At 57.0% G+C, this 24,299-nt stretch carries 20 protein-coding genes; 10 read left to right on the top strand and 10 right to left on the bottom strand.

The genetic code is table 11. From position 1 onward, the window contains the following. Positions 1 to 55: 55 nt before the first annotated feature. The 4 genes from spoT to ACL2XG_RS15855 all read right to left on the bottom strand — a co-directional run bounded on the left by spoT (position 56) and on the right by ACL2XG_RS15855 (position 4,126). Positions 56 to 2,173, bottom strand: coding sequence for a bifunctional GTP diphosphokinase/guanosine-3',5'-bis pyrophosphate 3'-pyrophosphohydrolase (spoT, locus tag ACL2XG_RS15870; RefSeq protein WP_410012808.1), 2,118 nt, complete (start codon positions 2,171 to 2,173; stop codon positions 56 to 58). A 20-nt stretch (positions 2,174 to 2,193) separates the two neighbouring features. After that, positions 2,194 to 2,469, bottom strand: coding sequence for a DNA-directed RNA polymerase subunit omega (gene rpoZ / locus ACL2XG_RS15865; RefSeq protein WP_132924177.1), 276 nt, complete (start codon positions 2,467 to 2,469; stop codon positions 2,194 to 2,196). 54 nt (positions 2,470 to 2,523) lie between these two features. After that, on the bottom strand, positions 2,524 to 3,147 hold the full coding sequence (gmk, locus tag ACL2XG_RS15860; protein ID WP_410012807.1) for a guanylate kinase: 624 nt from the start codon (positions 3,145 to 3,147) through the stop codon (positions 2,524 to 2,526). Positions 3,148 to 3,700: 553 nt separating this feature from the next. After that, on the bottom strand, positions 3,701 to 4,126 hold the full coding sequence (locus ACL2XG_RS15855) for a MarR family winged helix-turn-helix transcriptional regulator (RefSeq protein ID WP_410012806.1): 426 nt from the start codon (positions 4,124 to 4,126) through the stop codon (positions 3,701 to 3,703). Between the two features lie 788 nt (positions 4,127 to 4,914). Here ACL2XG_RS15855 and ACL2XG_RS15850 point away from each other — a divergent pair. From ACL2XG_RS15850 to ACL2XG_RS15810, 9 genes are all read left to right on the top strand, one after another. Next, on the top strand, positions 4,915 to 5,319 hold the full coding sequence (locus tag ACL2XG_RS15850; protein WP_410012805.1) for a VOC family protein: 405 nt from the start codon (positions 4,915 to 4,917) through the stop codon (positions 5,317 to 5,319). Positions 5,320 to 5,522: 203 nt separating this feature from the next. After that, complete coding sequence (locus tag ACL2XG_RS15845; protein ID WP_410012804.1) at positions 5,523 to 6,467, top strand: ABC transporter permease; 945 nt, start codon at positions 5,523 to 5,525, stop codon at positions 6,465 to 6,467. A gap of 2 nt (positions 6,468 to 6,469) precedes the next feature. Beyond that, on the top strand, positions 6,470 to 7,387 hold the full coding sequence (locus ACL2XG_RS15840; RefSeq protein WP_413721769.1) for an ABC transporter permease: 918 nt from the start codon (positions 6,470 to 6,472) through the stop codon (positions 7,385 to 7,387). Continuing rightward, positions 7,387 to 8,355, top strand: coding sequence for an ABC transporter ATP-binding protein (locus ACL2XG_RS15835; RefSeq protein WP_410012802.1), 969 nt, complete (start codon positions 7,387 to 7,389; stop codon positions 8,353 to 8,355). Before ACL2XG_RS15840 ends, ACL2XG_RS15835 begins: the two co-directional genes overlap by 1 nt. Next, positions 8,348 to 9,358: an oligopeptide/dipeptide ABC transporter ATP-binding protein gene (locus tag ACL2XG_RS15830; protein ID WP_413721770.1), complete on the top strand. Its 1,011-nt coding sequence runs from the start codon at positions 8,348 to 8,350 to the stop codon at positions 9,356 to 9,358. The genes ACL2XG_RS15835 and ACL2XG_RS15830 overlap by 8 nt, the downstream gene beginning before the upstream one ends. A gap of 11 nt (positions 9,359 to 9,369) precedes the next feature. Then, entirely contained in the window at positions 9,370 to 10,932 is a 1,563-nt protein-coding gene (locus tag ACL2XG_RS15825) for an ABC transporter substrate-binding protein (RefSeq protein ID WP_410012800.1), read from the top strand. Between the two features lie 106 nt (positions 10,933 to 11,038). Then, positions 11,039 to 12,292 (top strand): MFS transporter, encoded by a 1,254-nt coding sequence (locus ACL2XG_RS15820; RefSeq protein WP_410012799.1) that lies wholly within the window; start codon positions 11,039 to 11,041, stop codon positions 12,290 to 12,292. Between the two features lie 38 nt (positions 12,293 to 12,330). Next, positions 12,331 to 14,328 (top strand): CocE/NonD family hydrolase, encoded by a 1,998-nt coding sequence (locus tag ACL2XG_RS15815; RefSeq protein WP_413721771.1) that lies wholly within the window; start codon positions 12,331 to 12,333, stop codon positions 14,326 to 14,328. Between the two features lie 56 nt (positions 14,329 to 14,384). Then, entirely contained in the window at positions 14,385 to 15,353 is a 969-nt protein-coding gene (locus tag ACL2XG_RS15810; protein WP_410012797.1) for a GlxA family transcriptional regulator, read from the top strand. 108 nt (positions 15,354 to 15,461) lie between these two features. On the opposite strand, the gene ACL2XG_RS15805 is transcribed toward ACL2XG_RS15810, so the two are convergent. Together ACL2XG_RS15805 and ACL2XG_RS15800 are read right to left on the bottom strand one after the other, a co-directional pair. Continuing rightward, entirely contained in the window at positions 15,462 to 16,232 is a 771-nt protein-coding gene (locus ACL2XG_RS15805) for a nitrilase-related carbon-nitrogen hydrolase (protein ID WP_413721772.1), read from the bottom strand. Further along, positions 16,229 to 18,232, bottom strand: coding sequence for a CocE/NonD family hydrolase (locus tag ACL2XG_RS15800; protein ID WP_413721773.1), 2,004 nt, complete (start codon positions 18,230 to 18,232; stop codon positions 16,229 to 16,231). Before ACL2XG_RS15800 ends, ACL2XG_RS15805 begins: the two co-directional genes overlap by 4 nt. A 337-nt stretch (positions 18,233 to 18,569) precedes the next feature. On the opposite strand from ACL2XG_RS15800, the gene ACL2XG_RS15795 reads away from it, so the two are divergent. Continuing rightward, positions 18,570 to 19,028: a GNAT family N-acetyltransferase gene (locus ACL2XG_RS15795; protein WP_410012794.1), complete on the top strand. Its 459-nt coding sequence runs from the start codon at positions 18,570 to 18,572 to the stop codon at positions 19,026 to 19,028. A gap of 99 nt (positions 19,029 to 19,127) precedes the next feature. Here the strand turns inward: ACL2XG_RS15795 and ACL2XG_RS15790 are convergent, their stop codons facing one another. The 4 genes from ACL2XG_RS15790 to ACL2XG_RS15775 all read right to left on the bottom strand — a co-directional run bounded on the left by ACL2XG_RS15790 (position 19,128) and on the right by ACL2XG_RS15775 (position 24,019). After that, positions 19,128 to 20,171 (bottom strand): type III polyketide synthase, encoded by a 1,044-nt coding sequence (locus ACL2XG_RS15790; protein ID WP_410012793.1) that lies wholly within the window; start codon positions 20,169 to 20,171, stop codon positions 19,128 to 19,130. 658 nt (positions 20,172 to 20,829) lie between these two features. Beyond that, on the bottom strand, positions 20,830 to 21,864 hold the full coding sequence (locus ACL2XG_RS15785) for a hypothetical protein (RefSeq protein ID WP_410012792.1): 1,035 nt from the start codon (positions 21,862 to 21,864) through the stop codon (positions 20,830 to 20,832). A gap of 164 nt (positions 21,865 to 22,028) precedes the next feature. Next, on the bottom strand, positions 22,029 to 23,021 hold the full coding sequence (locus ACL2XG_RS15780; protein WP_413721774.1) for an iron-containing redox enzyme family protein: 993 nt from the start codon (positions 23,019 to 23,021) through the stop codon (positions 22,029 to 22,031). 23 nt (positions 23,022 to 23,044) lie between these two features. Next, a complete protein-coding gene (locus ACL2XG_RS15775) occupies positions 23,045 to 24,019 on the bottom strand; it encodes a hypothetical protein (RefSeq protein ID WP_410012790.1) in 975 nt (324 codons plus the stop codon). Positions 24,020 to 24,299: the final 280 nt, after the last annotated feature.

The following is a 24,299-nucleotide window of genomic DNA, read 5'->3' as shown; positions in this document are numbered from 1 at the left end:
ACTGGCCCGCAATGGCGGAACGGCCATGATGTCGCGCCGGTTGGCGGCCAGGTTGTTAGTTGCGGTTACGGGTGACCCGGATGACATCCGGCATAACGCGTATTTTACGCATAATATTCGCCAGATGGACACGGTCGCGCACGGTCAGGCGGATAAACGCGCTATAGACCCGCCCGTCTTTCTCTTCGGTGTTCAGGCTTTGGATATTGGAATCGGCGGCATTGATAGCCGCGGTCAGGTTGGCCAGCGCGCCCTGGTGATTAAACATATCCGCTTTAATCTCGGCGATAAACTCCTGCTCGGTATCCAGATCCCATTCCACCGCCATGAATTTTTCCGCTTCTTTCTGGTAGCCGCGGATATTGCGGCAGGATTCATGATGAACCACCAGCCCTTTACCCGGGCTGACATGGGCGATAATCGGATCGCCGGGAATAGGGCGGCAGCATTTGGCAAAGGTGATAAGCACGCCTTCCGCGCCTTTGATCGGCAGGGTTTTGGGACCGGAAACGGAGGCGCCGGACGGCGCCATATTGGACTGGTCGCCCTGCAGATTACGGGCAATCACCACGCTCATGGCGTTGCCCAGGCCGATTTCCGCCAGCAGATCGTCCAGGGAGGCCAGTTTCATCCGGTCCAGTTCATGCTGGATATTTTCCGGCGGCACCTCGGCCAGTTTACGGCTGCCGCCAAGGGCGTGGTTCAATAAACGCCGGCCCAAACTGACGGAATCGTCGCGTTTGAGGTTTTTCAGCATCTGGCGAATTTTGGCCCGCGCCTTGGAACTGACGACAAAATTCAGCCAGGCGGCGTTGGGACGGGCGCCGGGGGCGGTAATAATTTCCACCGCCTGTCCGCTGGTCAGGGCCTGGGACAAGGGGTAAGGCTGGCGATCGACCCTGGCGCCGACGCAGGCATGGCCGATATCGGTATGCACCGCGTAGGCAAAGTCCACCGGCGTGGCGCCCGCCGGCAGTTCTACGATGCGTCCTTCCGGGGTAAAGACGTAAATTTCGTCCGGAAACAGATCGGACTTAACGCTTTCAATAAATTCAAACGAGCTGCCGGCGCTTTGCTGCAGCTCCAGCAGGCTTTGCATCCAGCGCTGCGCGCGGATCTGCGCCGTGGTGCCGGTTTCACCCTGTTCTTTATAAGCCCAGTGCGCCGCCACGCCCATTTCCGCCATCTGGTCCATGTCCTCGGTGCGGATTTGTACTTCCACCGGTACGCCGTGGGGGCCGATCATCGAGGTATGCAGGGATTGATAGCCATTGGCCTTGGGAATGGCGATATAGTCCTTCACCCGTCCCGGGCGCGGTTTATACAGGCTGTGCATCTGTCCCAGTACCCGGTAGCAGGTATCCACTTCGCCGACGATGACCCGGAAGGCGTAGATATCCATAATGGAGTGAAAGCGCTGCTCTTTGAGATGCATTTTGCAATAAATGGAGTACAGATGTTTTTCGCGTCCGCTGACGCGACAGGGAATGCCCGCTTCGGTCAGCCGTCCTTCAATTTCCGCCAGGATTTTCTGGATCATCTCTTTGCGGTTGCCGCGCGCCGACTTGACCACTTCCTTGATCACCCGGTAGCGGTTGGGATACAGCGCCTCGAAGCCCAGTTCCTCAAGTTCGGTCTTAAGGTGATGGATACCCAGCCGGTGGGCCAGCGGGCTATAGATTTCCAGGGTTTCGCGGGCGATGCGGCGGCGTTTATCAGGACGCAGCGCGCCAAGGGTGCGCATATTGTGGGTCCGGTCGGCCAGCTTTATCAGCACCACCCGGATATCCTGCACCATGGCCATGATCATTTTGCGGAAATTTTCCGCCTGGGCTTCTTTTTTGTCGCGAAACTTAAGCTTATCGAGTTTCGACACGCCTTCGACCAACTCGGCCACGGTTTTACCGAACAACTGCTCCATGTCCTGGTAGGTGGCCGGGGTATCCTCAATCACATCATGCAGCAGCGCCGCCATCAGCGTCTCATGGTCAAGACGCATTTCGGCCAGAATACAGGCCACGGCCACCGGATGGGTGATATAAGGCTCGCCGCTGGAGCGTGACTGTCCCTCGTGAGCATCACGGGCGACAAGGTATGCCTGCCGGAGGAGTTTAATCTGATCCTCGGGCAGGTATCGTTGAATCAGCAGATTCAGGCTTTCAAACAGATACAATTGTGAACCGTTGTCCGAATTTAGCGACGACCTTCAGCAATAGCGGTTACCGCCTGGATTTCCGCGGCTTCCTGCTCCTGCTGTTCCTGGCGATCCCGCAAGTCGAGGATCTGATTGGTAATCAGGCCTTCTTCTATTTCACGCAGGGCGATAACGGTGAATTTGTCGTTTTCTTCCGCCACCAGGGGATCTTTACCGCCGACCTGAAGTTGGCGAGCGCGACGGGCAGCGACCAGCACCAGGTCAAAACGATTACCAATTTTTTCAACGGCGTCTTGTACAGTTACGCGTGCCATATGTGAGCTACTCCGCAAATAGAGAAATGACTGGGCATCATACTGAAAGTTGTTTCAGTCCGCCAACAGTTTGGTGATTAAAGCGTCATGCCGTAATTTTTGCCGGCCCAGACGCAGACGTTCGGCACGAATAATGGTTTTTAAATCCATCAGGGCCGTATTGAACTCGTCATTCACAATCAGGTAATCATACTCGGCATAATGCGACATTTCCGCCACCGCCTGCGCCATACGGCGGGCAATGACCTCTTCGCTATCCTGCCCGCGGCCGCGCAGGCGCCGATCCAGCTCTTCCCTGGACGGCGGCAGCACAAAGATGCTGCGGGCCTGGGGCATGCGCTCGCGAATTTGCTGCGCGCCCTGCCAGTCGATATCCAAAAACACGTCCACGCCGGTGGACAACACCTGTTCGATGGCCTCGCGCGACGTGCCGTAATAATTGCCGAAGACGTTGGCGTATTCGAGGAAGCACTCCTCCCCGATCATGCGCTTGAACTCAGCCTCGGAAATAAAAAAATAATGTTCCCCGTCTTTTTCCCCCGGACGTATGGGCCGCGTGGTGTGGGAGATCGATACCTGGGTGTCGTAAAGCGGTTGTGTTTTAAGCAACGCCTGGATCAGGCTTGATTTTCCCGCGCCGCTGGGAGCGGAAACAATGTAAAGCGTACCATGAACCATAGTGGGAATTTTTCGGCTGTAGTTGATGTCTTTAGTGGATAACCGTCGTTGATGAATCGACGCGTGAAGACGATATCGTCTCACATTATACACGGCATTGATGCAGGTTGCAGCTTCCCTTGCTGTTTAGCGCCGGGCTTTTGCGCCCTTGGCGCCAGGGTGACGGCGGCGGCAAGCATAGCGGGCGCTCAAATAATGGATGTGGTTTACGCTTTTTCGATTATTACATAAAGAAAACTTAAGTGATGAGCCGCTAACTATTTCAGAATCATAGGGGGATGGGATGTCATGGCCAACGTTGCCCCGATCGTAGTCGCATATATCCAGCGAGGTTGGGCTTTATTAACGGCCAGTTTTCCATTCAACCCGGTGTGGCCGAAAAAGCAATAGACATGCATTTATCAAGAATTGCTTATACTTTTGCTACCCGAAGGCGTTCCCTCATCGACAAATAACGCCCTGTGGATGAGGGAAATTTGATACTGCTTATATTTTAGAGCGGCATGGTTTATGCCGCCCATTAAATAGGATATGCAGCGGTCTAAACCGACAATTAACGCTGGCCTGCTTCGAGGGTATTGCAAATTTCACCGAATTTTTCCAATTGCGCTTCAGATAAAGGCGCCAGAATACGCTCAAGGATAGTACGATGAGTCTGCTGGGCAATTTCCAGTTTATCGCGTCCTTTTTCTGTAATATAAACATGTTTAACCCGGCGGTCGGTCGGGCTTTGCTGGCGCTGCAGCATTTCGTCTTTCTCCAGGGCGTCCAGCACCGTCACTACCGTACGGGAAGAAAATCCCATATAATTTTTGATATCCGTGGCGCTGGTCTTGCCATGGGTAATCAATTGCAGGATCTTCATTTTGGACAATGAAAGTCCTTCATTGACCAATTGGCCGTTCACTTCTTTTCTCAGGCGATGATAGATGCGAGATAAAGATTCTACGGTAACTGACATGTCTATTTTTTTGTCCATTGTCGTTCCTCTCTGTAAATTAAGACGATTTACTCGCCGCGATGGCAGGTTAAAAGCTGTTATATTGATACAGGGATTAATTTATCCCTCCGGCATTGAGTTAGTGAAAAACGCCTTGCACAGCAATAACGTTCTACCCGCAATCCACCGGTAGCAAAGAAACCGTCAATATAGTTCGCGCAAAGCGCTACAAGAATCATGAATTGCCCTTCCCTAAGAAGAGCCATTTACAATATTGATTGTTAAAGCCAGTGCAGTTTATATGAATATTTTCTATTTTGAAACATGGCTAATAGAAAAATACGCATGTAATATTGAAATATCACGGCAGTGATATTTTATTTTATTTTATTACTTTTGTATTAACTTTATAGCCTGCTATCTTTATATTTTTACAAAAAGCAAAAAATAATAACTTCATGATATATATAGGTATTTTACAAACGACATCAATTAAAAAAGTGACTCACTTATATTGTTAAGTAATAAAATAATAAAGATTTAAAAAAATTAATTTAAATAAATTCCTCACAAAAACATCACCGCGGAATAATTTCCGGGAAATTTTCATTTAAATAACTGATTTATAATCATAATTTTTTCGTTTTACCAAAACCCGGCTAAGACGTCGACGAATAACCGTGAAGTATCAAGGCGTTATTATTTTATACTCCAGCGCCAGGCTGTAAATGCGTCGGGGATAAATCTATTGTCGCGCCGCGAATAGGGGTGGGTAGGGCCGGGACACCTATAATCAATACGTATCTGTTCATTTCGGAGGATAGCCGATGTTTAGCCATATCCAGCTGGGCGCACGGGAGCTGCCGCGCATGATTGCCTTTTATGATCGCGTTCTCGCCGAGCTGGACTTAGTAAGGATGACGCCGCAGGAGCTGGACTGCCCCGCCGGCATTATCTGGAGCAAAGCCGGTCAGCGCTGGCCGCAGTTTGTGGTCCGGCGTCCCATCAACGGCCTGCCCGCCACCTGGGGCAACGGTTGCCAGGTGAGTTTTGCCGCGCCATCGCAGGACGCGGTGGCCTCAGCCTGGTCGGTGGCCCTCAGCCAGGGCGGAATCGACGAGGGCGAGCCCGGTGTCCGCGCCATCTATGCCGATGATTTTTACGCCGCCTACTGCCGCGATCCCGAAGGCAATAAACTCTGCTTCGTCCATGCCGGCGGGGTAAATCCCTAGCGGGAAGCGCGGCGAGGCATACGGCGTTCTTATATGTCGTTTTTTTGCTAAAACGCGTCGTAATAACGACGTTCAATGGGTGTAAACACTGGCAAGCTTGCTTACGTTTCCTGCTGCCATCAAGCAGAATCCGGCCTGTCCACCGCGGCCTTACCGGTGTGCCGGCGGATGTTCCTTAGCGAAAACTTAAACAGGCTGGGCTTATGTTTTTTTACCTGCTTCGGCGGCTTATGCTGGCGGCGTCAGTGATGTTGCTCGCCATCTCGTTACTTTTTTGCCTGGTGTTCCTGGTGCCGGGCGATCCGGCGTCGGTGGCGCTGGGGCCGCGCGCCAGCGAAGCGCAAAAACAGGCGCTGCGCGAACATATGGGGCTGGACCGGCCGGCCGTCGTGCAGATCGCCCGCTTTATCGCTAACGTGGCCACCGGCGATCTGGGCGAAGACGTCCTCACCCACCGGCCGGTGGCCCAATTGATTGCCCGCGCCCTGCCAAATACCCTGATTCTGGCGCTGTCGGCCATCGCCTGGGCCGTTCTCCTGGGCATCCCGCTGGGCTGCTGGGCGGCGCTGCGCCAGAACAGCCTGGCCGACCGCCTTATCGGCCTGATGTCCACCAGCGTTATCGCCCTGCCGGCCTTTGTGGTGGCTATCTATGCCCTGCTGATTTTCGCGGTCACCCTGAAATGGTTTCCCGCCATTGGCGCGGGACAGCGGGACGATCCCGTTTCCCAGCTGAATGCCCTGGTACTGCCGTCGCTGACGGTGGGCCTGAGCTGGATCGGTTATCTATCGCGGCTGGTGCGGGCGTCCATGCTGGAAGTGCTTAAGGAGAACCATATCCGCACCTATCGGGCGTTCGGCATCGGCGAGCGGCTTATCGCCATGCGTTATGCGCTGCCGATTGCGGTAGTGCCGGTGGTATCTGTGCTGGGGGTCGGCATCGGCTCGCTGTTATCCGGCGCGGTGCTGACTGAAATCGTTTTTGCCCGTCCCGGCCTGGGCAAGCTGGCCTTTGATTCGGTGATTTCACGTAATTTTCCGGTGGTGATGGGCACGGTGGTGGTAACTTCCGGCTTTTATGTGCTGGCCAACCTGATTGCCGATTTGATTAACACTTTTCTCGATCCGCGCGTGCGGCAGGAGCTTTGACCATGGCTCTTATCACCACCAATACCCCGGCCGCGGCCACCCCGGTTTCCGCCGCCGCGCCGCGTCCCGGCGCCTTTCGCGTGCTGCGCCAGGTCTGGTCGGGCGGGATGGGCCGTTTTGCCCTGATCTGCGTCGCCGCGCTGCTGGCCTGTGCCGTTTTCGCCCCGTGGCTGGCCCCGCACGATCCCATCGCCATCAAGGCGGCGCTCAGGCTGAAGGGGCCAAGCATGGAATATTGGCTGGGCAACGATCAGCTGGGGCGCGATATTCTCTCGCGCCTGATTTATGGCAGCCGTATCGCCATGACGGTGGCGTTTATCGGCACCGGCGGCGCGCTGTTGATCGGGTCCATGCTGGGGCTGCTGGCCGGGTATGGCCCACGGCAAGTCGATACGCTGCTGATGTTGTTTTGCGACGCGCTGATGTCGATTCCGATGATTTTATTCGCGCTGGCGGTGGTGACGCTTATCGGCTCAAGCGTCGTCACCATCATCATGATCATTGTCACCTTTATGGTGCCGGGGTATTTCCGGGTCGTGCGCAGCCAGACGCGGGTGCTGAAACGTATGGAATATATTGTCGCCGCCCGCGCCATGGGCGCCTCTCCCCTGAGCGTGGTATTCCGCCACCTGATCCCCAATCTGGTGGGTACCCTGCTGGTACTGGTGGCCATGGATATCCCAGCGGTGATCGCCATCGAATCCGGCCTGAGTTTCCTCGGCCAGGGCGTGCAGCCTCCCGACGCCAGCTGGGGCACGGTGCTCAACGACGGTTATTCCTATATCCGCCAGGCGCCGCATATCGTTATCGCCGCCGGCATCCCCATTATCCTGGCCACCCTGGGGTTCACCTTTCTTGGCGAGGCGCTGCGCGACGCGCTTGACCCGCGCACCGCCCGGCAATCCAGAGGAGAGAGCTGATGGCCCTGCTGGACATCCACGATCTGTCGGTCACCTATGACTCGGCCAAAGGTCCGCTGAAAGCGGTGCGTAATATTTCCCTGTCCGTGGACAAGGGCGAGGTATTGGGATTGGTGGGGGAGAGCGGCTCGGGCAAATCGACGCTGGTCGGCGCCATGCTGACCCTGCTGCCGGCCAACGCCCATGCGAGCGGTCAACTGCGCTACAAGGACCAAAACCTGCTCGACCTGCCGGAATACGCCAAGCGACGGCTGCGCGGCAACGGCATCGCCACGGTTTCCCAGGACCCGTTTACGGCCCTGAATCCGGTGATTACCATCGGCAGGCAACTGCTGGCGTTTCAGCACCATAAATCGGGATCTAAAGCGGAAAAACTGGCGCGCGCCCTGGTAATGCTTGAGCGCGTCGGAATTTCCGACCCCAAAGGGCGGTTAAAGCAATACCCGCATGAGCTGAGCGGCGGCATTCGCCAGCGCATCGCCATCGCCGCCGCCCTGCTGACCGAACCGGAACTGCTGATCGCCGACGAACCCACCACCGCGCTGGACGCCACCACCGAAATGCAGGTGGTGGAGGTGCTCAGGGCCAGCCGGAAGCTGGTGGACGGCGCCATTATTTTTGTCACCCACGATTTACATCTGGTCAGCGCCCTGTGCGACAAGGTGGCGGTGATGTACGCCGGGGAAATTGTCGAAGCCGGGCCGATAAAGCAGATTTTTTCCGCGCCGTCCCATCCGTATACCCAGGCGTTGCTGGCCTGTGATCCTGAACGTATCGAGGTGGCGACGCGGGAACTGCCGTTTATCGCCGGCTCGGTGCCCATGCCCAGCATCAATCGCGTCGGCTGTCCTTTCCAGCCCCGCTGCGGTGTGGCCTTTGCTCCGTGCGGCGTGCAAAACCCGCCCGACACCCTGCTTGACGCCGACGGTTGGGTGGTTCGTTGCCATAAGGTGAATGCCCATGCTTGAGATCCGGGATTTAGTCGTCCGCTACAAGACGGGCACCCTGCTGAGCCGCCTGCGGCCCGGCGCGGTCCGCCATGTCGATGTGCTGGCGGGCGTCAGCCTGCATGTGCCGCCGGGTAAGACGTTGGGCCTTATCGGTGAAAGCGGCAGCGGCAAAACCACCCTCGGCCGCGCGGTTATCGGCCTGGCGCCTACGGCGCGCGGCAGCATTCAGGTCAACGGCCGCGAACCGCATGACGCCAGCGATTTGTCCTGGCGCGCCATTCGACGGGAAACCGGGCTGATATTCCAGGACCCGATGGCCGCGCTCGACCCGCGCATGACCGTCGAACATCTGGTTACTGAGCCGTTTACCGTCAACGGCCGGGAGATTAAACGCCGGGTGGAGGCCTCCCGGCTGCTCGACCTGGTGGGGTTGCCGTCGCTGTTCCTCGACCGCTATCCCCATCAGCTGTCCGGCGGCCAGGCGCGGCGGGTGGCGGTGGCGCGGGCGCTGGCACTGCGTCCGAAGCTTATCATCGCCGACGAACCCACGGCGGGGCTGGATCTGTCGGTGCAGGGCGAGTTGCTGAACCTGTTGACCGCCCTGCAGCGCGAGCTGGGCATGAGTTACCTGATCATTACCCATAACCTGGCCATCACCCGCCACGTTACCGACCGTATCGCCATTATGTATCTAGGGCGCATCGTGGAAACCGGTCCGACCGACGTGGTGTTCCGCCAGCCGGCCCATCCCTATACCCGGGCGCTGCTGAGCGCGAAAAGCAAACATAATCCGCCCAATGCCGGCGTGCTGACCGGCGAGGTGCCCACCCTGGCGCGCCGGCCTTCCGGCTGTGAATTCCATACCCGTTGTCCCCTGGCGACCCTGCTGTGCCGGACCGCCGCACCCGTATTACGTCCCCTCAGCGGGGAGCACCAGGTTTCCTGTCATACCCCTTTGATTAACGCGCAACCCCAACAGGCTCAGCCCAGCCGCATCATAGTTAAGGAGATGCATCCATGAAAGGCCCCTCGATGAACAGACGTTCCCTTCTCAAGACGATGGCGATTCTCGCCGCGGGGGCTTCCAGCTCGCTGATGATCGGCGGCCAGAGGCTGGCCTTTGCCGCGGATAATAAAAATAAGATCCTGCGGGTGCAAAACGACCTGGATATTACCAACCTCGATCCGGCCAACCGCAGCGGCTGGTATGACGAAATGGTGATGTTCGCGGTGTACTCCGGCCTGTGCCAGTACAAGGCGGGCACCGAGTGGGGCTGGCAGTTGGATGCGGCTGAATCGCTGGAGCAGGTGGACCCGCTGACGGTGCATTTCAAGCTGAAGCCGGGCATAAAATGGACCGGCGACTTCGGCGAGATGACGGCGGAGGATGTTAAATACTCTTATGAACGTTTCCTTGACCCAAAACTGTCCGCCATCTATGCCTCCGACTGGGAGGCGTTGGATCACGTGGAAATCAAGGGCACCTATGAGGGCGTTATCCATCTCAAGCACCCGTTTGCGCCGTTGTTCACCAGCACTCTGCCGCACGCCTCAGGCCTGATCGTCTGTAAAAAAGCGGTGGAAGCCGCCAAGGACAAAAAAATCGCCACCGATCCGCTGGCGTCTTCCGGCCCGTATAAGATTGGCGAATGGCTGCCGCGCGAGCGGCTGACCCTGGTGCGCAATGAAAAATGGAGCGGCCCGCACAGTTTTTATGATCAGATTCAACTGGTGCCGATTGGCGATTTGAACACGGCGGAAATCGCCTTTGAAGCCGGCGATCTGGATATGACCAAAATCAACATCAGCGCCATACCCAAGTACCAGGGCGGCGTTGAAGGCACCACGCTTACCGTGCGGCCGGCGCTGGCCTATACTTGGCTCGGCATGAACGTTGATCATCCGCTGCTGAAAGACCTGCGGGTGCGCCGGGCCATCCAGCAGGCGATCGACGTGCCGTCCATCCTGGATGCCGCCTTCGGCGGCGCGGTGAAACCGGCGTTTGGCCTGGTGCCGCCGCCGCTGCCCGGCGCGCGCGGCAAAAATATCTATCCGTACTCCCCGGAGGCCGCCAAAAAGCTGCTCAAGGAAGCGGGCGTGTCCAATCTGCAACTGCGGCTGGACTTAACCACCTCCACCGACGGCGGCACCGTGGCGCAGGTGATCCAGGCGCAGCTGGCCGAAGTGGGCATCACGCTTAAAATCAATCAGATGGATGGCGCCGCTTTTGTCGCCGCGGGCCAGGAGTCCGAAGGCACCGCCTGGAAGGACGCGCAGCTGCGCATGACCACATTCACCACCGCGCCGGACGCCAGCTGGGTTACCGCGTGGTTTACCTGCAGCCAGGTGGGCATCTGGAACACCCAGCGCACCTGCGACAAGGCATGGGATCAGTTGAATCTTGAGGCGGCCAATGAGCTGGATCAGGCTAAACGGGCCGCCATGTACGTCAAGCTGCAGGATCAGCTGGAAGAGACCGGCGCCTATGTCTTTTTATATCACGGCAGTAACGCCTGGGTGACACCCGCCGCTATCCATGGCGCCTGGACGCCCGACGGCCAGTGGCCGTTGTTCCGCGAAATCAAAAGCGTCTGATCGGCCGGTTTTACCGCCCGGGCGGGTAGCGCCGGGCTTTATCACTGAAAAAAAGAATATCGGCCCGGGCTGTTGAGTGCGCCCGGCGCCGGATGTGGGAGCTTCCTTGACTACTGCCCGTATTCCCCTCGCCCCGAAAAAAAGCGTACGCACCGCCGCCAGCGCACTGAGACATCCCAACTACCGACGGTTTTTCGGCGGTCAGCTGTTATCGGTGATTGGCAGCTGGATTCATACCATCGCCCTGGGCTGGCTGATTTGGCGGCTGGGCGTGTCGTCGCCGGTGATGCTCGGGCTGCTGGCGTTTTGCAGCCAGGGACCCATTCTGCTGTTTGGTTTGTTTACCGGCGTTATCGTCGATCGCTGCGATCGGCGCCGTCTGGTGCTGGCCACGCAAATCGGCCTGACGCTGCTGGTGGCGCTGCTGTCGATACTGACGTTAAACCATTGGATTACCGGGGAAATCGCTATTGTCATCGCCCTCGGCCTGGGCCTTATCAGCGCGTTTGATCTGCCGGGCCGGCAGTCACTGGTGGTCGACCTGGTGGAATATAACGACCTGGGCAACGCGCTGGCGCTGAACTCGGTTATTTTTAACGGCGCCCGCCTGATTGGACCGGCGCTGGGCGGCGTGCTGGTGGATACCGTCGGGGAAGGGTGGTGTTTCGCCTTTATCGCCGCCTCTTATGTGCCGCTGATTCTGTTTTTATCCACCATGCGTATTCCTCAGCGTCCACCGGTAACGCGCGACGGCAACCTGCTGACGGAAATGGCGGAAGGGTTGGCCTTTCTGCGCCAGGATCCCGACGCCCTGCGCATCCTGCTGCTGGTCGGGCTGTGCAGCCTGACCAGCGTGCCCTATTTTTCCTTTCTGCCCATGCTGGCGGATACGGTGTTGCAAGGGGGCCCCGCCGGGTCGGGCATTTTAATGAGCATTACCGGCGTTGGCGCGCTTATGGCCGCCCTGCGCCTGGCATGGAGCAGCGATATCGGCAAGATGCGCCCCTGGCCGATGTGGGCGGCGCTGATGCTGGGCATCTCGCAGATATGCCTGGGCCTGTCGCATCTGTTCTGGCTCAGCGCCCTGATAGCCGCGCCGATAGGCTATGCCATATTGACCCAGAACCTCAGCTCGAACTCGCTGCTCCAGCACCGGGTGCCCGACGCCCTGCGCGGCCGGCTGATGTCGTTTTATTCCATGATGCTGATAGGCACCGTGCCCATCGGCGCCATCATCTGCGGCGGCGCGGCCGAACTGCTCGGCCTGCCGCTGACCATGATCATCGGCGGCCTGGCATGCCTGGCGGGAGTCGCCGCCATTGCCGGCTGGGACCATTTCGGCGCCCGGCGCAACGCATGATTTCCCCTTTTCAGCCCTTATCGCCGGGAGGCACCCGCATGTCTGACATCGTTGAACCATCACTCGTGGTACCGCCATATCGCCAAATCGTTATTCCGCTGTCGGATGGTGTGCAGCTCGCCGCCCGGCTATGGCTGCCGGAAGGCGCGGCGCGAGTCCCCCTGGTGCTGGAATGGATCCCGTACCGCCAGTCCGATAATACGGCGGTGGGGGATGCGATGATCCATGGTTTTTTTGCCGCCCACGGCATGGCCGCCATGCGTATCGACCTGCGCGGCAGCGGCAACTCCACCGGGTTGCTGCAAGACGAGTATCTGGCCCGTGAGCAGGACGACGCGGTGGAAGTTATCGCCTGGATTGCCGCCCAGGAATGGAGCAACGGCAGTGTCGGCATGATCGGCATCTCCTGGGGCGGTTTTGCCGCGCTGCAAATCGCCGCCCGCCGCCCGCCGGCGTTGAAGGCCATTATTACCTGCTGCTCCACCGACGATCGTTATGCCGACGACGTGCATTTTATGGGCGGGGCGCTGCTGACCGACGGGCTGCAATGGGGCAGCGGCTTGTTTACCCAACTGGGACGGCCGCTGGACCCGGCCCATGTGGGCGAAAGCTGGCGCGATCTGTGGCTGGAACGCCTTAACGGCATGGAGCCGCCGCTTGGCCGGTGGCTGGCGCATATGGAGCGCGACGATTTCTGGCGGCATGGTTCGGTGTGCGAAAACTACGATGATATCCAATGCGCGGTCTATGCGGTGGGCGGCTGGACCGACGGTTATTCAGACGCCATTCTGCGCCTGATGGCTAATCTGAAGGTGCCGCGCAAAGGGCTAATCGGTCCCTGGACCCATATCTATCCCAACTGGGGCACGCCGGGGCCGGCTATCGACTTCCTCGGCGTTTGCCTGCGCTTCTGGCGGCAATGGCTGCTGGGGGAGGAGACCGGCATCATGGACGAGCCGATGCTGGATCTCTGGCAGGGGGAAAACCTGCGTTCCGAACCGTCGTCGCTGACCCTGGACGGTCATTGGATCAGCGCGCCGGGCTGGCCGGTGGGATCGCAACCCCGGGATTTCTACCTGTCCGGCGGCGGGCTAGCCGACAGCGCGCCCGCGCCCGCCTCACCGCGGGTGATAGCCACGCCCATGCACTGCGGCCTGATGGGCGGCGAATGGTGCCCGCTGGACGGCGGCGGCAATGCCCCTGAATTCCAGGCCGATCAGCGCCAGGACGACGGCCTGTCGGTCTGTTTTGATACGCCGGTCCTCGGCGAACCGCTGACCCTGTGCGGCAAAGCCGGGCTGGAGGTGGATATCGCCTTTGACAGCCCCTCCGCCATGCTGATATTGCGCCTTAACGAGGTGGCGGCCGACGGCCGCTCAGCCCGCATAACCTTTGGCATTCACCGGCTGGTGCGTCCCGATGTGCCGGCGGGGCAGGCTTTCCGCGTGGTTTTGCCGTTGAAAGGCGTGGCCTACCGTTTCTCCGCCGGTTGCCGGATACGTCTGGCGCTCTCCACCACCTATTGGCCGATGGCCTGGGCGGAACCGGGGCAGGGGCCGGTTACGCTGTGGCCGCACGGCGCGGTGTTGCGCCTGCCGTCCCGGCCTGCCGGCGTAGTGGATCGCGCGCGGCCGTTTGGCCCCGCCCGCTCGGCACCCGCGCTTGCGCATGAAGTGCTGGCCCCGGAAATCACGTCGCGCCAGGCGCTGTGGGACGCGGCCAGCGGCACGCACCGCCTGACCATGGATGCCCAGCGACAGCAAACCCGTATCGGCGAGCTGAGTTTTGACGGCGAGGGCCATGAGTCTTACGTCATTGGCGCCACCCCTGAAAGCGCCCGCTGGGAGGCGGTGCGGATGCAGCGTTACACCCGGCCCGGCTGGCATATCGCGCTACGCAGCGAAACCTCCCTGGCCTGGAAGGACGGCGGCCTGATCCTGACCTCGGCTTATGAGGCGCGGGAAAACGGACAGGTGGTGTTCGAGCGGCGGTGGGAACAACACTTCGCCGCCAGAATTAGCGGCAAACGCGGCTGATTACGTTACTATGGTGAACATGACGGGCTTATTGGTGCGTAACCGGATTCAGTAATATGCAGTCAAACGACCCCATCGTGTTCACTTTCCTGCTGGGTCATGATTTTTCCATGATGAGCCTGGCATCGGCTATCGAGCCGCTGCGCTCCTATAACCGGCTCTACGAGGCGAAAACCTTCGCCTGGCACCTGGCCAGCCTGGCCGGGGAGCCGGTCGAGGCGGCCAACGGCATTCCCTTTCCTACCGTGCCGGTTAACGATGTGCTGCCGGTGTCCCACTATCTGTTTATCTGCGGCGGCGAACGCGTGGTGGCGCCCAGGTTCGAGCGCGGCTACCTTAAGGCGGTGCGGCAGGCGGCCCGGGCCGGACTGTTTATCGGCTCGCTGTCCACCGGCACCTTTCTGTTGGCCAAATGCGGCCTGCTGAAGGGATATCGCTGTACTATCCATTGGGAAAGCCGCACGGCGTTCGGGGAAAGTTATCCGGAGATTAACTGTACCCGCAAAATCTTCGAGATCGATCGCAACCGGCTGACCTGCTCCGGCGGAACGGCGGCGATGGATATGATGCTGACCCTGATTGCCGAGCGTTATGGCGACGATCGCGCCACCGCCGTCGCCAATCAGTTCCATCATGAACGCATCCGCAGCGCCGCCGACGATCAGCGGGGCGGCCGCCCCACCCAGGGACCGATCCCGGCGACGCTCGCATCGGCCATCGCCATTATGCAGACCCATATCGAAGACCCCCTACCGCTGCCGGATATCTCGGCACGGGTGGGTATCGGCAGCCGCCAGCTGGAACGGCTCTTCGCCCGCTATTTCGCCAGGACGCCGCAGCGTTATTATCTGGAACTGCGCCTGGAGCAGGCGCGGGAAATGCTGATCTATTCCGACCTGTCGATTATCGATATCGCGGTATCCGTCGGCTTCAGTTCCACATCGCACTTCGCCGGCGGCTTCAGGCGCGCGTTCGGCGTCCTGCCGTCGGATATGCGGCGCGCCAGGCATGCCCGAAACCGCTGATGCCGCTCAATACCGCGGCGGACCTGCCGCTGTGGCGCCAGCCCGCATCCCGCGGCAACGCTTGGCCGGCGCTCGGCCGGTCATATCGAAAGTCAAATCCGGACGGATTTAATAAAGATCGGCCCTGCGGTCCGCCAGATAAGGATGGTCGCGCCGCCAGGCTTTTAACGTTTCCAGGCTGATTTGCGCCGTGATAAACGCCGCTGCGCCGGAGGACGCCGTCGCGATAATGGCGCCGTCCGGGCCGGCTACGCGGCTTTGCCCGACGCAGGGGAACGCGCCGCTGTCGTCGCCGCGATTGGCAAACGCGACAAAACAGCCGTTTTCATAGGCGCGGGCGGGCACCGTATGGCGCGGCACCACGTCATAACCGACGCTGGTGGCGCTGACGCACAGCAGGCAATCCATGCCGTTTGCCGCCAGAAAACGCGCCGCTTCGGGAAAATCCAGGTCGTAGCAGATAAGCAAACCAAAGTTCACCCCCTCAAGCACCACGTTGACCAGGCGTCCGCCGGGACGGAACAGCGTGGTTTCATAACCGGACCACAGATGGACCTTACGGTAATTCGCCAGCACCCGGCCATGGCGATCGATCAGGCGCAGCGCATTGTACAATCCGTCGGCGCCCTGCTCGGCATAACCGAAGGCCAAGGCCTGCCGTTTTTCCCGCGCCAGCTCCGCCAGCGCCCGCAGGATGGCGTCGCCCTGCGCCAGCGCCATTTGGCGGATGCGTTCGGGTTCGTCATAACCGCACAGGGCCAGCTCCGGCAGCATCACCAGATCGGCATCCGGCAGGGCCTCCATCGCCGCGCGTACCCAGGCCACGATCTCCTCCCGCCCGCCGGGCGCGCCGGCGATCTGGGCGATACCGATGTTCATGGCGTCTCTCCGTCAGGAAGGGTGGCGGGGAAAAAGGGAAAATACTCATCCCAGCGGCGCGAAAAGAAGGGCTGGTCATGATCAAACGCGTCCAGGCTGGATTCGAGCCGCCACCCGTCGTTATCCGCGCTCAGGCGGTGGGTCACCTCCAGCCTGGCATGCCAGTCGCCGCGCTGGAAACCGGCGCTGCGCACCGCCTGCGAGGTGGCGGATAACGGGTCGAGGGCATTCACTTTATAGGTTTCCCGGCCCAGGGCATCCAGGCGCAGGCCGGTTTCTTCCAGCATCAGCGCCCCCAGGTTGCGCACCACTTCCAGGGTGGTGTCGCCGTCATCCATATCCCGGATCAGGCGCAGGCGCCCCCGCTGCGGCGGCACCAGAACCCGTGCGGGCACGGCCGGCGGCGACCAGGGCGCGCCCAAATCCGGCGCGGCGCAGGGGGCCGTGGCCTCGCCGCGCAGCGGCAGGTCAATAGCGCCGCCGTGCAGCGTCAGGACCGCGCGCGCCGGGAGAGGCGCGGCCAGCGGCCAGTAGGCGGTGGAAACGGCCACGCGCAGGCGAAAGCCGGCGGGCAGCTCAAACGCGACGGCCTTAAGCGGCAGCCGGACGGTATAACGCTCGCCGGGCACCAGCGGCTCGCAGCGATCGTGGCCGTTACGCTGGGTCAGGTTAAGCAGACCGTAGGTGATACGGATAGAGACGCCGTCCGGGCCCACCGCGTTCAGGCGTACCGCTATCATGGCCTGCCGGCGATCGGCGGCCAACTGAATATTGATGACCGGCCGGCCCACGATTTGCAGCGCCGCCGCCGTTGCCGGGCCGTCAAAACAGGCGGAGCCGGCATCATCCCCGCGCTGGTCGCCGGGCATATCCGGGCCCCACCCATAGGGGCACCATTCGCCCGAGGCGATACCGGTGGTGGCCGGCGAGCAGACGCTGACGGCAAACGGCTCCGGCGCGTCCTCGCGCAACCTCCCGGGAGAGAGGTGCAAGCGCCGCGGGACTGTAGCGCCGGCGGGCCATTGACGCTCGGCGGCCCACCGGCCACGCCGCACGGTATAACGGGCGCGGGGAGGTTCCGCCTCCTGCAGCCAGTAGGTCAGCATCGGTTCGTCCATGATGCCGGTCGGTTTATTGCCGAGCCAGTGATCGAACCAGCGGGTGACATAACCGATAAAATCAATTTGCGGCCCCGGCGTGGCGATATGGGGGAAGGCGTGTCCCCAGGGGCCGATCAGCCCTTTACGCGGTCCGGACAGGTTTTCCAGCAGGCGCAGTACGGTATTGGTATAGCCGTCCGCCCAGCCGCCGATCGCCAGTACCGGTATCTGGATAGCGGAATAGTCCTCGCACACCGATCCGCTGCGCCAATAGTCATCACGCACCGCATGTCGCATCCAGCGCGCGGCGGGCGGCGGGTCCATGGCCTGGAGCCGTTCCAGCCACATCTCCCGCCAGCGTTCACCGACGATGGCGGGATCGGGCGGTGTCGGCGTCCAGGTAAACAGCGTGGCGCCGTATTGCAGGTTATCGTTAAGCAGCACGCCGCCCATATAATGCATATCGTCGGCATAGCGGTCATCGGTCGAGCAGGCGGTGACAATTGCCTTCAGCGCAGGCGGGCGCAGGGCGGCGATTTGCAGCGCGTTAAAGCCGCTCCAGGAAATGCCTATCATACCCACCGCGCCCGCGCACCAAGGCTGCGCGGCAATCCAGGCAATCACTTCACAGGCATCCGCCCATTCCTGCGCCGTATATTCGTCGTTCATCAGGCCGTCGGAATCGCCCGCGCCGCGCATATCGACCCTGATCGCGGCATAACCGGCGCCGGCCAGCGCCGGATGCAGGATGGCATCGTCGCCGCGATGGCGATCCCGCCGCCGGTAGGGCAGGTATTCCAGTATCGCCGGCACCGGTTCCGGGCTGTCCGGCAGCCAGAGGCGCGCCGCCAGCCGGCAGCCGTCCGCCAGGGTAATCCATACCGTTTCCTCTATCCGCATGGGCATTTTTCCGCGCTGGTCGTCATGGTTCTATCTTTACACAGCGGCAGGCGCGGGCCATGATGAATACGACAAGATTTGCCATAAATACGACACATTTTCCAGCCGGGGCCGGGCCGAGGGGGAGGTCGTCCCCGCCGCGTGCGCGGCCTGGTAAGCATACCCTATTGTCCCGCGGGAAATTGACGTACTATATTCGGCGGGACGCATCGCGCCTTAGGGACGGCATGCCCTGCCAAGCGAGTGCGCGCCGGATTTGCGGCCATCTCAAACAGCGCCGGCGTTAATGACACCGCGCCGGCATCTCTTCAAGCCCGACCCTTGCTGTAGGAATCCGATGAACCTGGACTGGTATGACTGGCACCAAAGCGAACTGACGCCACAGAGACTGTATGACATCCTGGCCTTGCGTAACGCGGTGTTTATTATCGAGCAAAATTGCATTTACCAGGATGTGGACGGCCGGGATCTGGTGGGCGACAACCGCCATGTGGCGGGTTATCTGGACGGTGAGCTTAGCGCGTATGCCCGTATTCTGGATGAGGGTGACCAATTGGCCATCGGCCGCGTCATCGTGGCGGCCAAGGCCCGCGGCATGAACCTGGGCCTGCAGTTGATGGCGCGTGCGCTGTCGGCATGCGCGGCGCATTGGCCTGAACGGACCGTTCATCTGTCCGCCCAGGCGCATTTGCAGCCGTTTTATGCCCGGTTAGGTTTCCGCGCGGTAACGGAGGTGTATGACGAAGACGGCATACCCCATATCGGCATGGATAATTACCGGCCGCCGTCAGCGTAAGCAGGGTCCCGCTAAACCAGCAGCCCGCGGTGCAGGCTTCTCGATGACAGCCTTATCATCGTCGGGCCGCGCCGCCGGCCCGGGATAAATATATCGGCATTATTCCCATTGCGATAAGCTCATTTCAGCGACGATGCCCGGCCCGAAACCCGCGATTATTGCTTTGCCCCCTGCGCTGAATACGCTGGATTCATGCATTCGCCGGTAGGCTTCGAATACCACGGAACTGGCGATATTGCCGCAATTCACCAACGTGTCGCGGCTAAATGAAAATTGCTCCCTTTGTACGCCCAGATATTTACACAAATCATCCAGTATTCTTGGTCCGCCCGCATGGATAATATAATAATCAAGCTTGTCGATCTCCCAGCCATGCTTCTGGGCAAACTCCGTCATCACCGGCGCCAGGGGTTTCATCGTACCCGGCACGCGTTTATCCAGCCGGAAATGGAAGCCGGTATCTTTTACGGCGTAGCGGATCCATTCATCGGTCTGCGCAATGAGATAACTGCAGTTGCGCTGTAGCTCCAGCCCGTGGCCGGAATGGGAGGTGACCGCCGCCGCGGTTATCGCATCGCCAAACAGGCCGTCGGAAAGAAGACTGCCGATATCATCGTCGGTAGGCTGGTAGCTTAGCGAACAGAATTCGCAGCTGACGATCAACACATTGCTGCCGGGATGCGCGCTGATAAAATCAAGCGCCCGGTTTATCGCAGCGCCGCCCGCGGCACAGCCCATTTGTGATATAGGGATTTGCACGGTATCAAGCGGCATGCCCATTTTATTGATAAGCCATGCGGTCAAGGACGGCATCAAAAAGCCCGAGCAGGAAACATAAATTATCGCTGAAACATCCCTGGCGGAAATATCCGCATGGCTCAGGGCTTCTTCAATCACACCCGGAACAAGCCGTTTTGATTGATATTCAAAAATCGCATTCCTGTAACCAAAGCCAGGATGAAGGGATGCAAGCTCAATGGGTTGAATGATATGTCTTTTTTTAACTCCGGTGTGGGTGATGAGTTCGATTGCCTTGTCCAGGTTGGGACTGTCCTTGAATTCCCTTTTCGCTAATTCAATCGTATCTTCCAAGGTAATAACATATTCCGGAAGGTAAATGGCTGGTTTGTGCAGTGTAGGCATTTTTTGTATGGCTCCATAATATCTTTATAATAAGTTAATGCGCTGAATGACATCTCTAATTAATAAAAATTAACCGCTTTAAGATTGGTTGTCCGCAATCAGTTTGTCAATCCTGATAATCCATTGCAGATGGAAAAAATGTTATTTTAAAAATGGCACAATTTTTATTAAATGAGTTGTGTTGACCTGTTTTTTCAGGAGAGAGCTGATTAAGGATCGGGAATAAATATCGGCTTAACTCGTCAGAAATAATTCTTTGCACATAATATTTTCTTATGGAATATGCCTTATTTTTATATATCGGCATTATGTGTTAAATAAACTCATTAGCAATGATATTGGCAATAATAACAGAGGTTAACCAGTCGAATATACCATTGCCGATATGAAAAATAGGGTAAAATATAGGCTCTGTTAAGCGAGAAATGGCGTGCATGGTGTGGAGATATTATAAAAAATATATATTGATATTTTCATGATAAGTTAATTAATTATTAATATGTCATGGTGTGAAACCCGCTACCGTTGCCTGAAAAAGGGTGAAACCACCACCGCCAACACGCCAACACGCCAACACGCCAACACGCCAACACGCCAACACGCCAACACGCCAACACGCCAACACGCCAACACGCCAACAAAGGCGGATGGCGGTGGCTTAATCGTTACCCAGGCGAAGCAGCGCGATCAGGCCCATCAGGACGATGGTAAACGTAATGGCCAGGCTGGCGTCGGCATTGCGGGTCAGCCAAAAAATAGCCTGAGTGCCGCCTTCACCCAGCGCGCCGGAAAATGATAATAATCCGAGGTAAAATGTCTTGCGCTGGGTAAATCGGGTCCGCATGGCCAGACCGTACAACTGCCCGAAGGCGAGATAGCCGCCGAAGGCCAAGACCGACAGCGCAAACAGCAGAATATAAAAATTATGCTGACACAGTACGAATAACAGCAATGCCGCCAGAATCGCCATCAAGCCGATACCGGCATTAAACGTCGTGTTATGCTGGAATAGATTGATATGTTTGAGCAGGAAGAACAGCGCCACAACGACGACGGCATCAAACGATAGCCAGATATTTACACCGTCCCGCCCCAGGAAATGTGCATCAAGCGAGGGCAAAATGATATAAACAACAGAACAGGCCGCCCATACGGAAAGCACCGCGACCCAAATAAGGAAAAACCTTTTATCAAAACTTGGCAGCTTATCGCATCCCATGATGCGATGCTCCTGTGAGCCAACCTGGCCGAGACGGAAAAAATTACCAATAAACATCATTAAAATTAATAGAATAACCGTCATCATGCCCTGGTAGAACCGGGTGGGAAAAAAAGCGAAAAATGGACTAATAAATGCCGACGCATTTATCAGCATTAAGTGAATATTGAAAATATCATGATTGACGCTATTCCCCGCCAGCATTTTGGCATCCCGATCGGCTGATTCAATCAAGCTCACCATCATCGTGGCGGCGGCCCCGCCGCCAATGCCCGCCAGCAGCGCGAAGCCATATGACCAATGCGGAACCTGGACGTAGGCCATAAACAGTAAGGATGCCGATTCAATTATTATCCCAGTGATAAAGATCAGTTCCCGCCGGATAAACCGGCTCAGGTAACTGAACAGTAGCGGCGTGCAGCGGTACATAAATAGGAGAAATGAGTAAAATAATCCCGTTTGTGCAATACTCATTTGTCCGGCGCCTGTCATTTTCAACGGTAAAACAATCGCGACGCCGAGAAAGAGCAGGCGTTCTAGAAAATGCGCGGATAGCAAATTAAACAAACGGTATCCCGCAAGCCTGATGGCCCTTTCATTTTTTCCGGCAACATTTCCTTTGTTTAATAAGTTTAACATCAGTAATTATACACTCTTCTCAGGTCGTTTTTTTGGCTATAAAAATCGACTATCTGCCTATCCTCCTCATTGAGCATTTCAATGAGGCTGCAAATATGTACTAATATCACATTCTGCTCTTCAGCGGAGATGACCGGGATCTCCTTCAGCAGGTTCAGCGTTATAAGGCCATGCTCTCCTTCTTCATTGATATCAGAATGTTTTATTATTGGCGTATAGAAATTTTCCGGAAGGCCATTTTTAATGCAAGCGTTAATGAATGCTTCATTAAAAATATGGCTTGGCGTTTCAAACAACAACAGCGCACAAATGAAGCTTAATAAATGCTGCCTGGCATAGACGCCAAGGCTGGCATTGGCCATAAAAGTAGCAGGTAACGGCTGGCGGGCTGATAAAACCGATTCATCAATGCCAACCGTATCAAGGCAGGCTATTAGCATTTTATCATGATCATATTCCTCGACAAACAGGTTTAACAGCCGGCTGCGGATAGGGTTATTGACGTTATGGCTTAAGGCGGGCGCAATAATCGCCGGGGACATGTGTACCAGATGATAGTACTCCATGGCAAAACCTATTATTTCATTATTGGTAATTTTACCAGAAAGCATTCTGCTATAAAATGGTGAATCACCAGCATTGTATTGCCACTTTCTGATGACGGGTATCAGGCGAGAGTAATAAAAATCATCCCCGCTGAGCGCTCCGGAGGGTTGTGTTTGCATACCGTCGTCTATCAACCCCAGTTGGTCGAGGTGTTTGATAACGTCATTGCAGCTGAAACTTTCTTCTTCAGGGAATTTTTCTATCAATTGCAAGATATTGTATTTACCTTTGGCTAAGGTTTTCAGAAAGGCAAGCAGGCTGTTTTTGGCCTGCGTTTCTACGGTAATGTCGCAACCCTGCTCATGGTAGTGCAACGAAATCCCGCTATCAATAACCGTAATGGCGACCCCTTTCCTGAGCCGTGGTAAACAGAAAAAATTGTTCATAAGAGATATCCTCCCTTGCTGGGTTATATCGATCGCACAAGGCTGGTGGCATCAGAATAATGCTCCCAAATGGCACGATAATAGGCGTCGTATAATTCTACAAAAAGGTGGGTTTGCCTTTTCATCCTGATCAAATTTTCTCTAGATACTACGGGGATGGTTGATAGTAACTGTCGGCCAAAGCTGGCATGGTTATGTTCAATATTTATCAGCGAATGAGATTTTATTTTTTCGATAAATTGGGCATCCATCTTGCCGGATTTTTCCATGGCAATGACATAGCTGTCTACCGCGCAGTCTTTACCCTCCAGTACTTCCATGGTACTAAAGAAGAACAGCGGATCGCTGGCCGACCAATAGGCGAGGGAATTGGCCAGCCCCAGCGTTTCCGGCAGCGGGACCGACGCGATGATGTTGTTTTCGTCAATACCGAGTAATGCCAACGCTGAAAGGATAATCTCAGCATGGCCATGCTCGCTGCAAAAGACGGCGTTCATTGCCTGCCGGGTCTTCCTGCATCCGTGGAAATAAAGGGCATGGGCATCGAACGAGCTGCCACGGGCAAGCAAATGATAATTTTCAATCGCCATACCGATAAAGACATTTTCCGGCACGTCATCGGGTTCATTACATTTTTGCCAGAATATGTTGTTATATAATGATTTATCCATCAGACGATTTTGGAGATCTTCTATTTCGAGTATGGCCTGTTTTCCGGTGATAAACTCTGTTGGAATGTTTCTGGTGAGCAACCCAGATTCAGACAGGCATTCTATCAGCAAGGTGGCGTCTTCACAGGTCAGGTGGGTTTTGTTTTTCTTAATGATGTCAGGAATGGATGTTTTTCCATCTAATAATAACAAGAATTCATAGGCTTCGTTTGGCGTCACCGGTAATACGTTAATGGTGAACTCATCTTCATCAGTGATCGCCAATAAATGATTGTTAGACAATGAAAGCGTACAATTTAAATGGGGACAGTAGTTTAAGTCGCTCATGACAATGACTCCATGAAGAAAGGCATCTCATGGAGATGCCTTATTGGTTTGGGTTATCATAGGTGCGATGGCATCAGGACAGGACGGGTTTTTTTAGCCACAATGATAATTTTGCGTTTAGTCATATTCATGATTGCTTCTCCTTTGGGTTAAAATGCGTGCCGGCTATCAACACGCACGTGATATTTAATTTATTTTGCAATGTAAAGTGGTAAAATATCTATTTGAATTATTATTGAAGTCAATATGCGCGTAAAAATACACAGTTATTTATAAAGAT

Source organism: Sodalis sp. RH24 (assembly GCF_047324145.1).
Taxonomy (GTDB): domain Bacteria; phylum Pseudomonadota; class Gammaproteobacteria; order Enterobacterales; family Enterobacteriaceae; genus Acerihabitans.
Note: the sequence above shows the minus strand (reverse complement) of the source record. Positions and strands in the feature narration are given on the sequence as shown.

Coding starts and splice junctions, on each gene's coding strand:
- ACL2XG_RS15840 (WP_413721769.1), top strand. CDS start 6,470: ATGGCTCTTATCACCACCAATACCCCGGCCGCGGCCACCCCGGTTTCC.
- ACL2XG_RS15825 (WP_410012800.1), top strand. CDS start 9,370: ATGAACAGACGTTCCCTTCTCAAGACGATGGCGATTCTCGCCGCGGGG.
- ACL2XG_RS15845 (WP_410012804.1), top strand. CDS start 5,523: ATGTTTTTTTACCTGCTTCGGCGGCTTATGCTGGCGGCGTCAGTGATG.
- ACL2XG_RS15850 (WP_410012805.1), top strand. CDS start 4,915: ATGTTTAGCCATATCCAGCTGGGCGCACGGGAGCTGCCGCGCATGATT.
- ACL2XG_RS15790 (WP_410012793.1), bottom strand. CDS start 20,171: ATGCCTACACTGCACAAACCAGCCATTTACCTTCCGGAATATGTTATT.
- ACL2XG_RS15800 (WP_413721773.1), bottom strand. CDS start 18,232: ATGCGGATAGAGGAAACGGTATGGATTACCCTGGCGGACGGCTGCCGG.
- ACL2XG_RS15775 (WP_410012790.1), bottom strand. CDS start 24,019: ATGAGCGACTTAAACTACTGTCCCCATTTAAATTGTACGCTTTCATTG.
- ACL2XG_RS15785 (WP_410012792.1), bottom strand. CDS start 21,864: ATGAGTATTGCACAAACGGGATTATTTTACTCATTTCTCCTATTTATG.
- gmk (WP_410012807.1), bottom strand. CDS start 3,147: ATGGTTCATGGTACGCTTTACATTGTTTCCGCTCCCAGCGGCGCGGGA.
- ACL2XG_RS15810 (WP_410012797.1), top strand. CDS start 14,385: ATGCAGTCAAACGACCCCATCGTGTTCACTTTCCTGCTGGGTCATGAT.
- ACL2XG_RS15805 (WP_413721772.1), bottom strand. CDS start 16,232: ATGAACATCGGTATCGCCCAGATCGCCGGCGCGCCCGGCGGGCGGGAG.
- rpoZ (WP_132924177.1), bottom strand. CDS start 2,469: ATGGCACGCGTAACTGTACAAGACGCCGTTGAAAAAATTGGTAATCGT.
- ACL2XG_RS15780 (WP_413721774.1), bottom strand. CDS start 23,021: ATGAACAATTTTTTCTGTTTACCACGGCTCAGGAAAGGGGTCGCCATT.
- ACL2XG_RS15795 (WP_410012794.1), top strand. CDS start 18,570: ATGAACCTGGACTGGTATGACTGGCACCAAAGCGAACTGACGCCACAG.
- ACL2XG_RS15835 (WP_410012802.1), top strand. CDS start 7,387: ATGGCCCTGCTGGACATCCACGATCTGTCGGTCACCTATGACTCGGCC.
- ACL2XG_RS15815 (WP_413721771.1), top strand. CDS start 12,331: ATGTCTGACATCGTTGAACCATCACTCGTGGTACCGCCATATCGCCAA.
- ACL2XG_RS15830 (WP_413721770.1), top strand. CDS start 8,348: ATGCTTGAGATCCGGGATTTAGTCGTCCGCTACAAGACGGGCACCCTG.
- ACL2XG_RS15855 (WP_410012806.1), bottom strand. CDS start 4,126: ATGGACAAAAAAATAGACATGTCAGTTACCGTAGAATCTTTATCTCGC.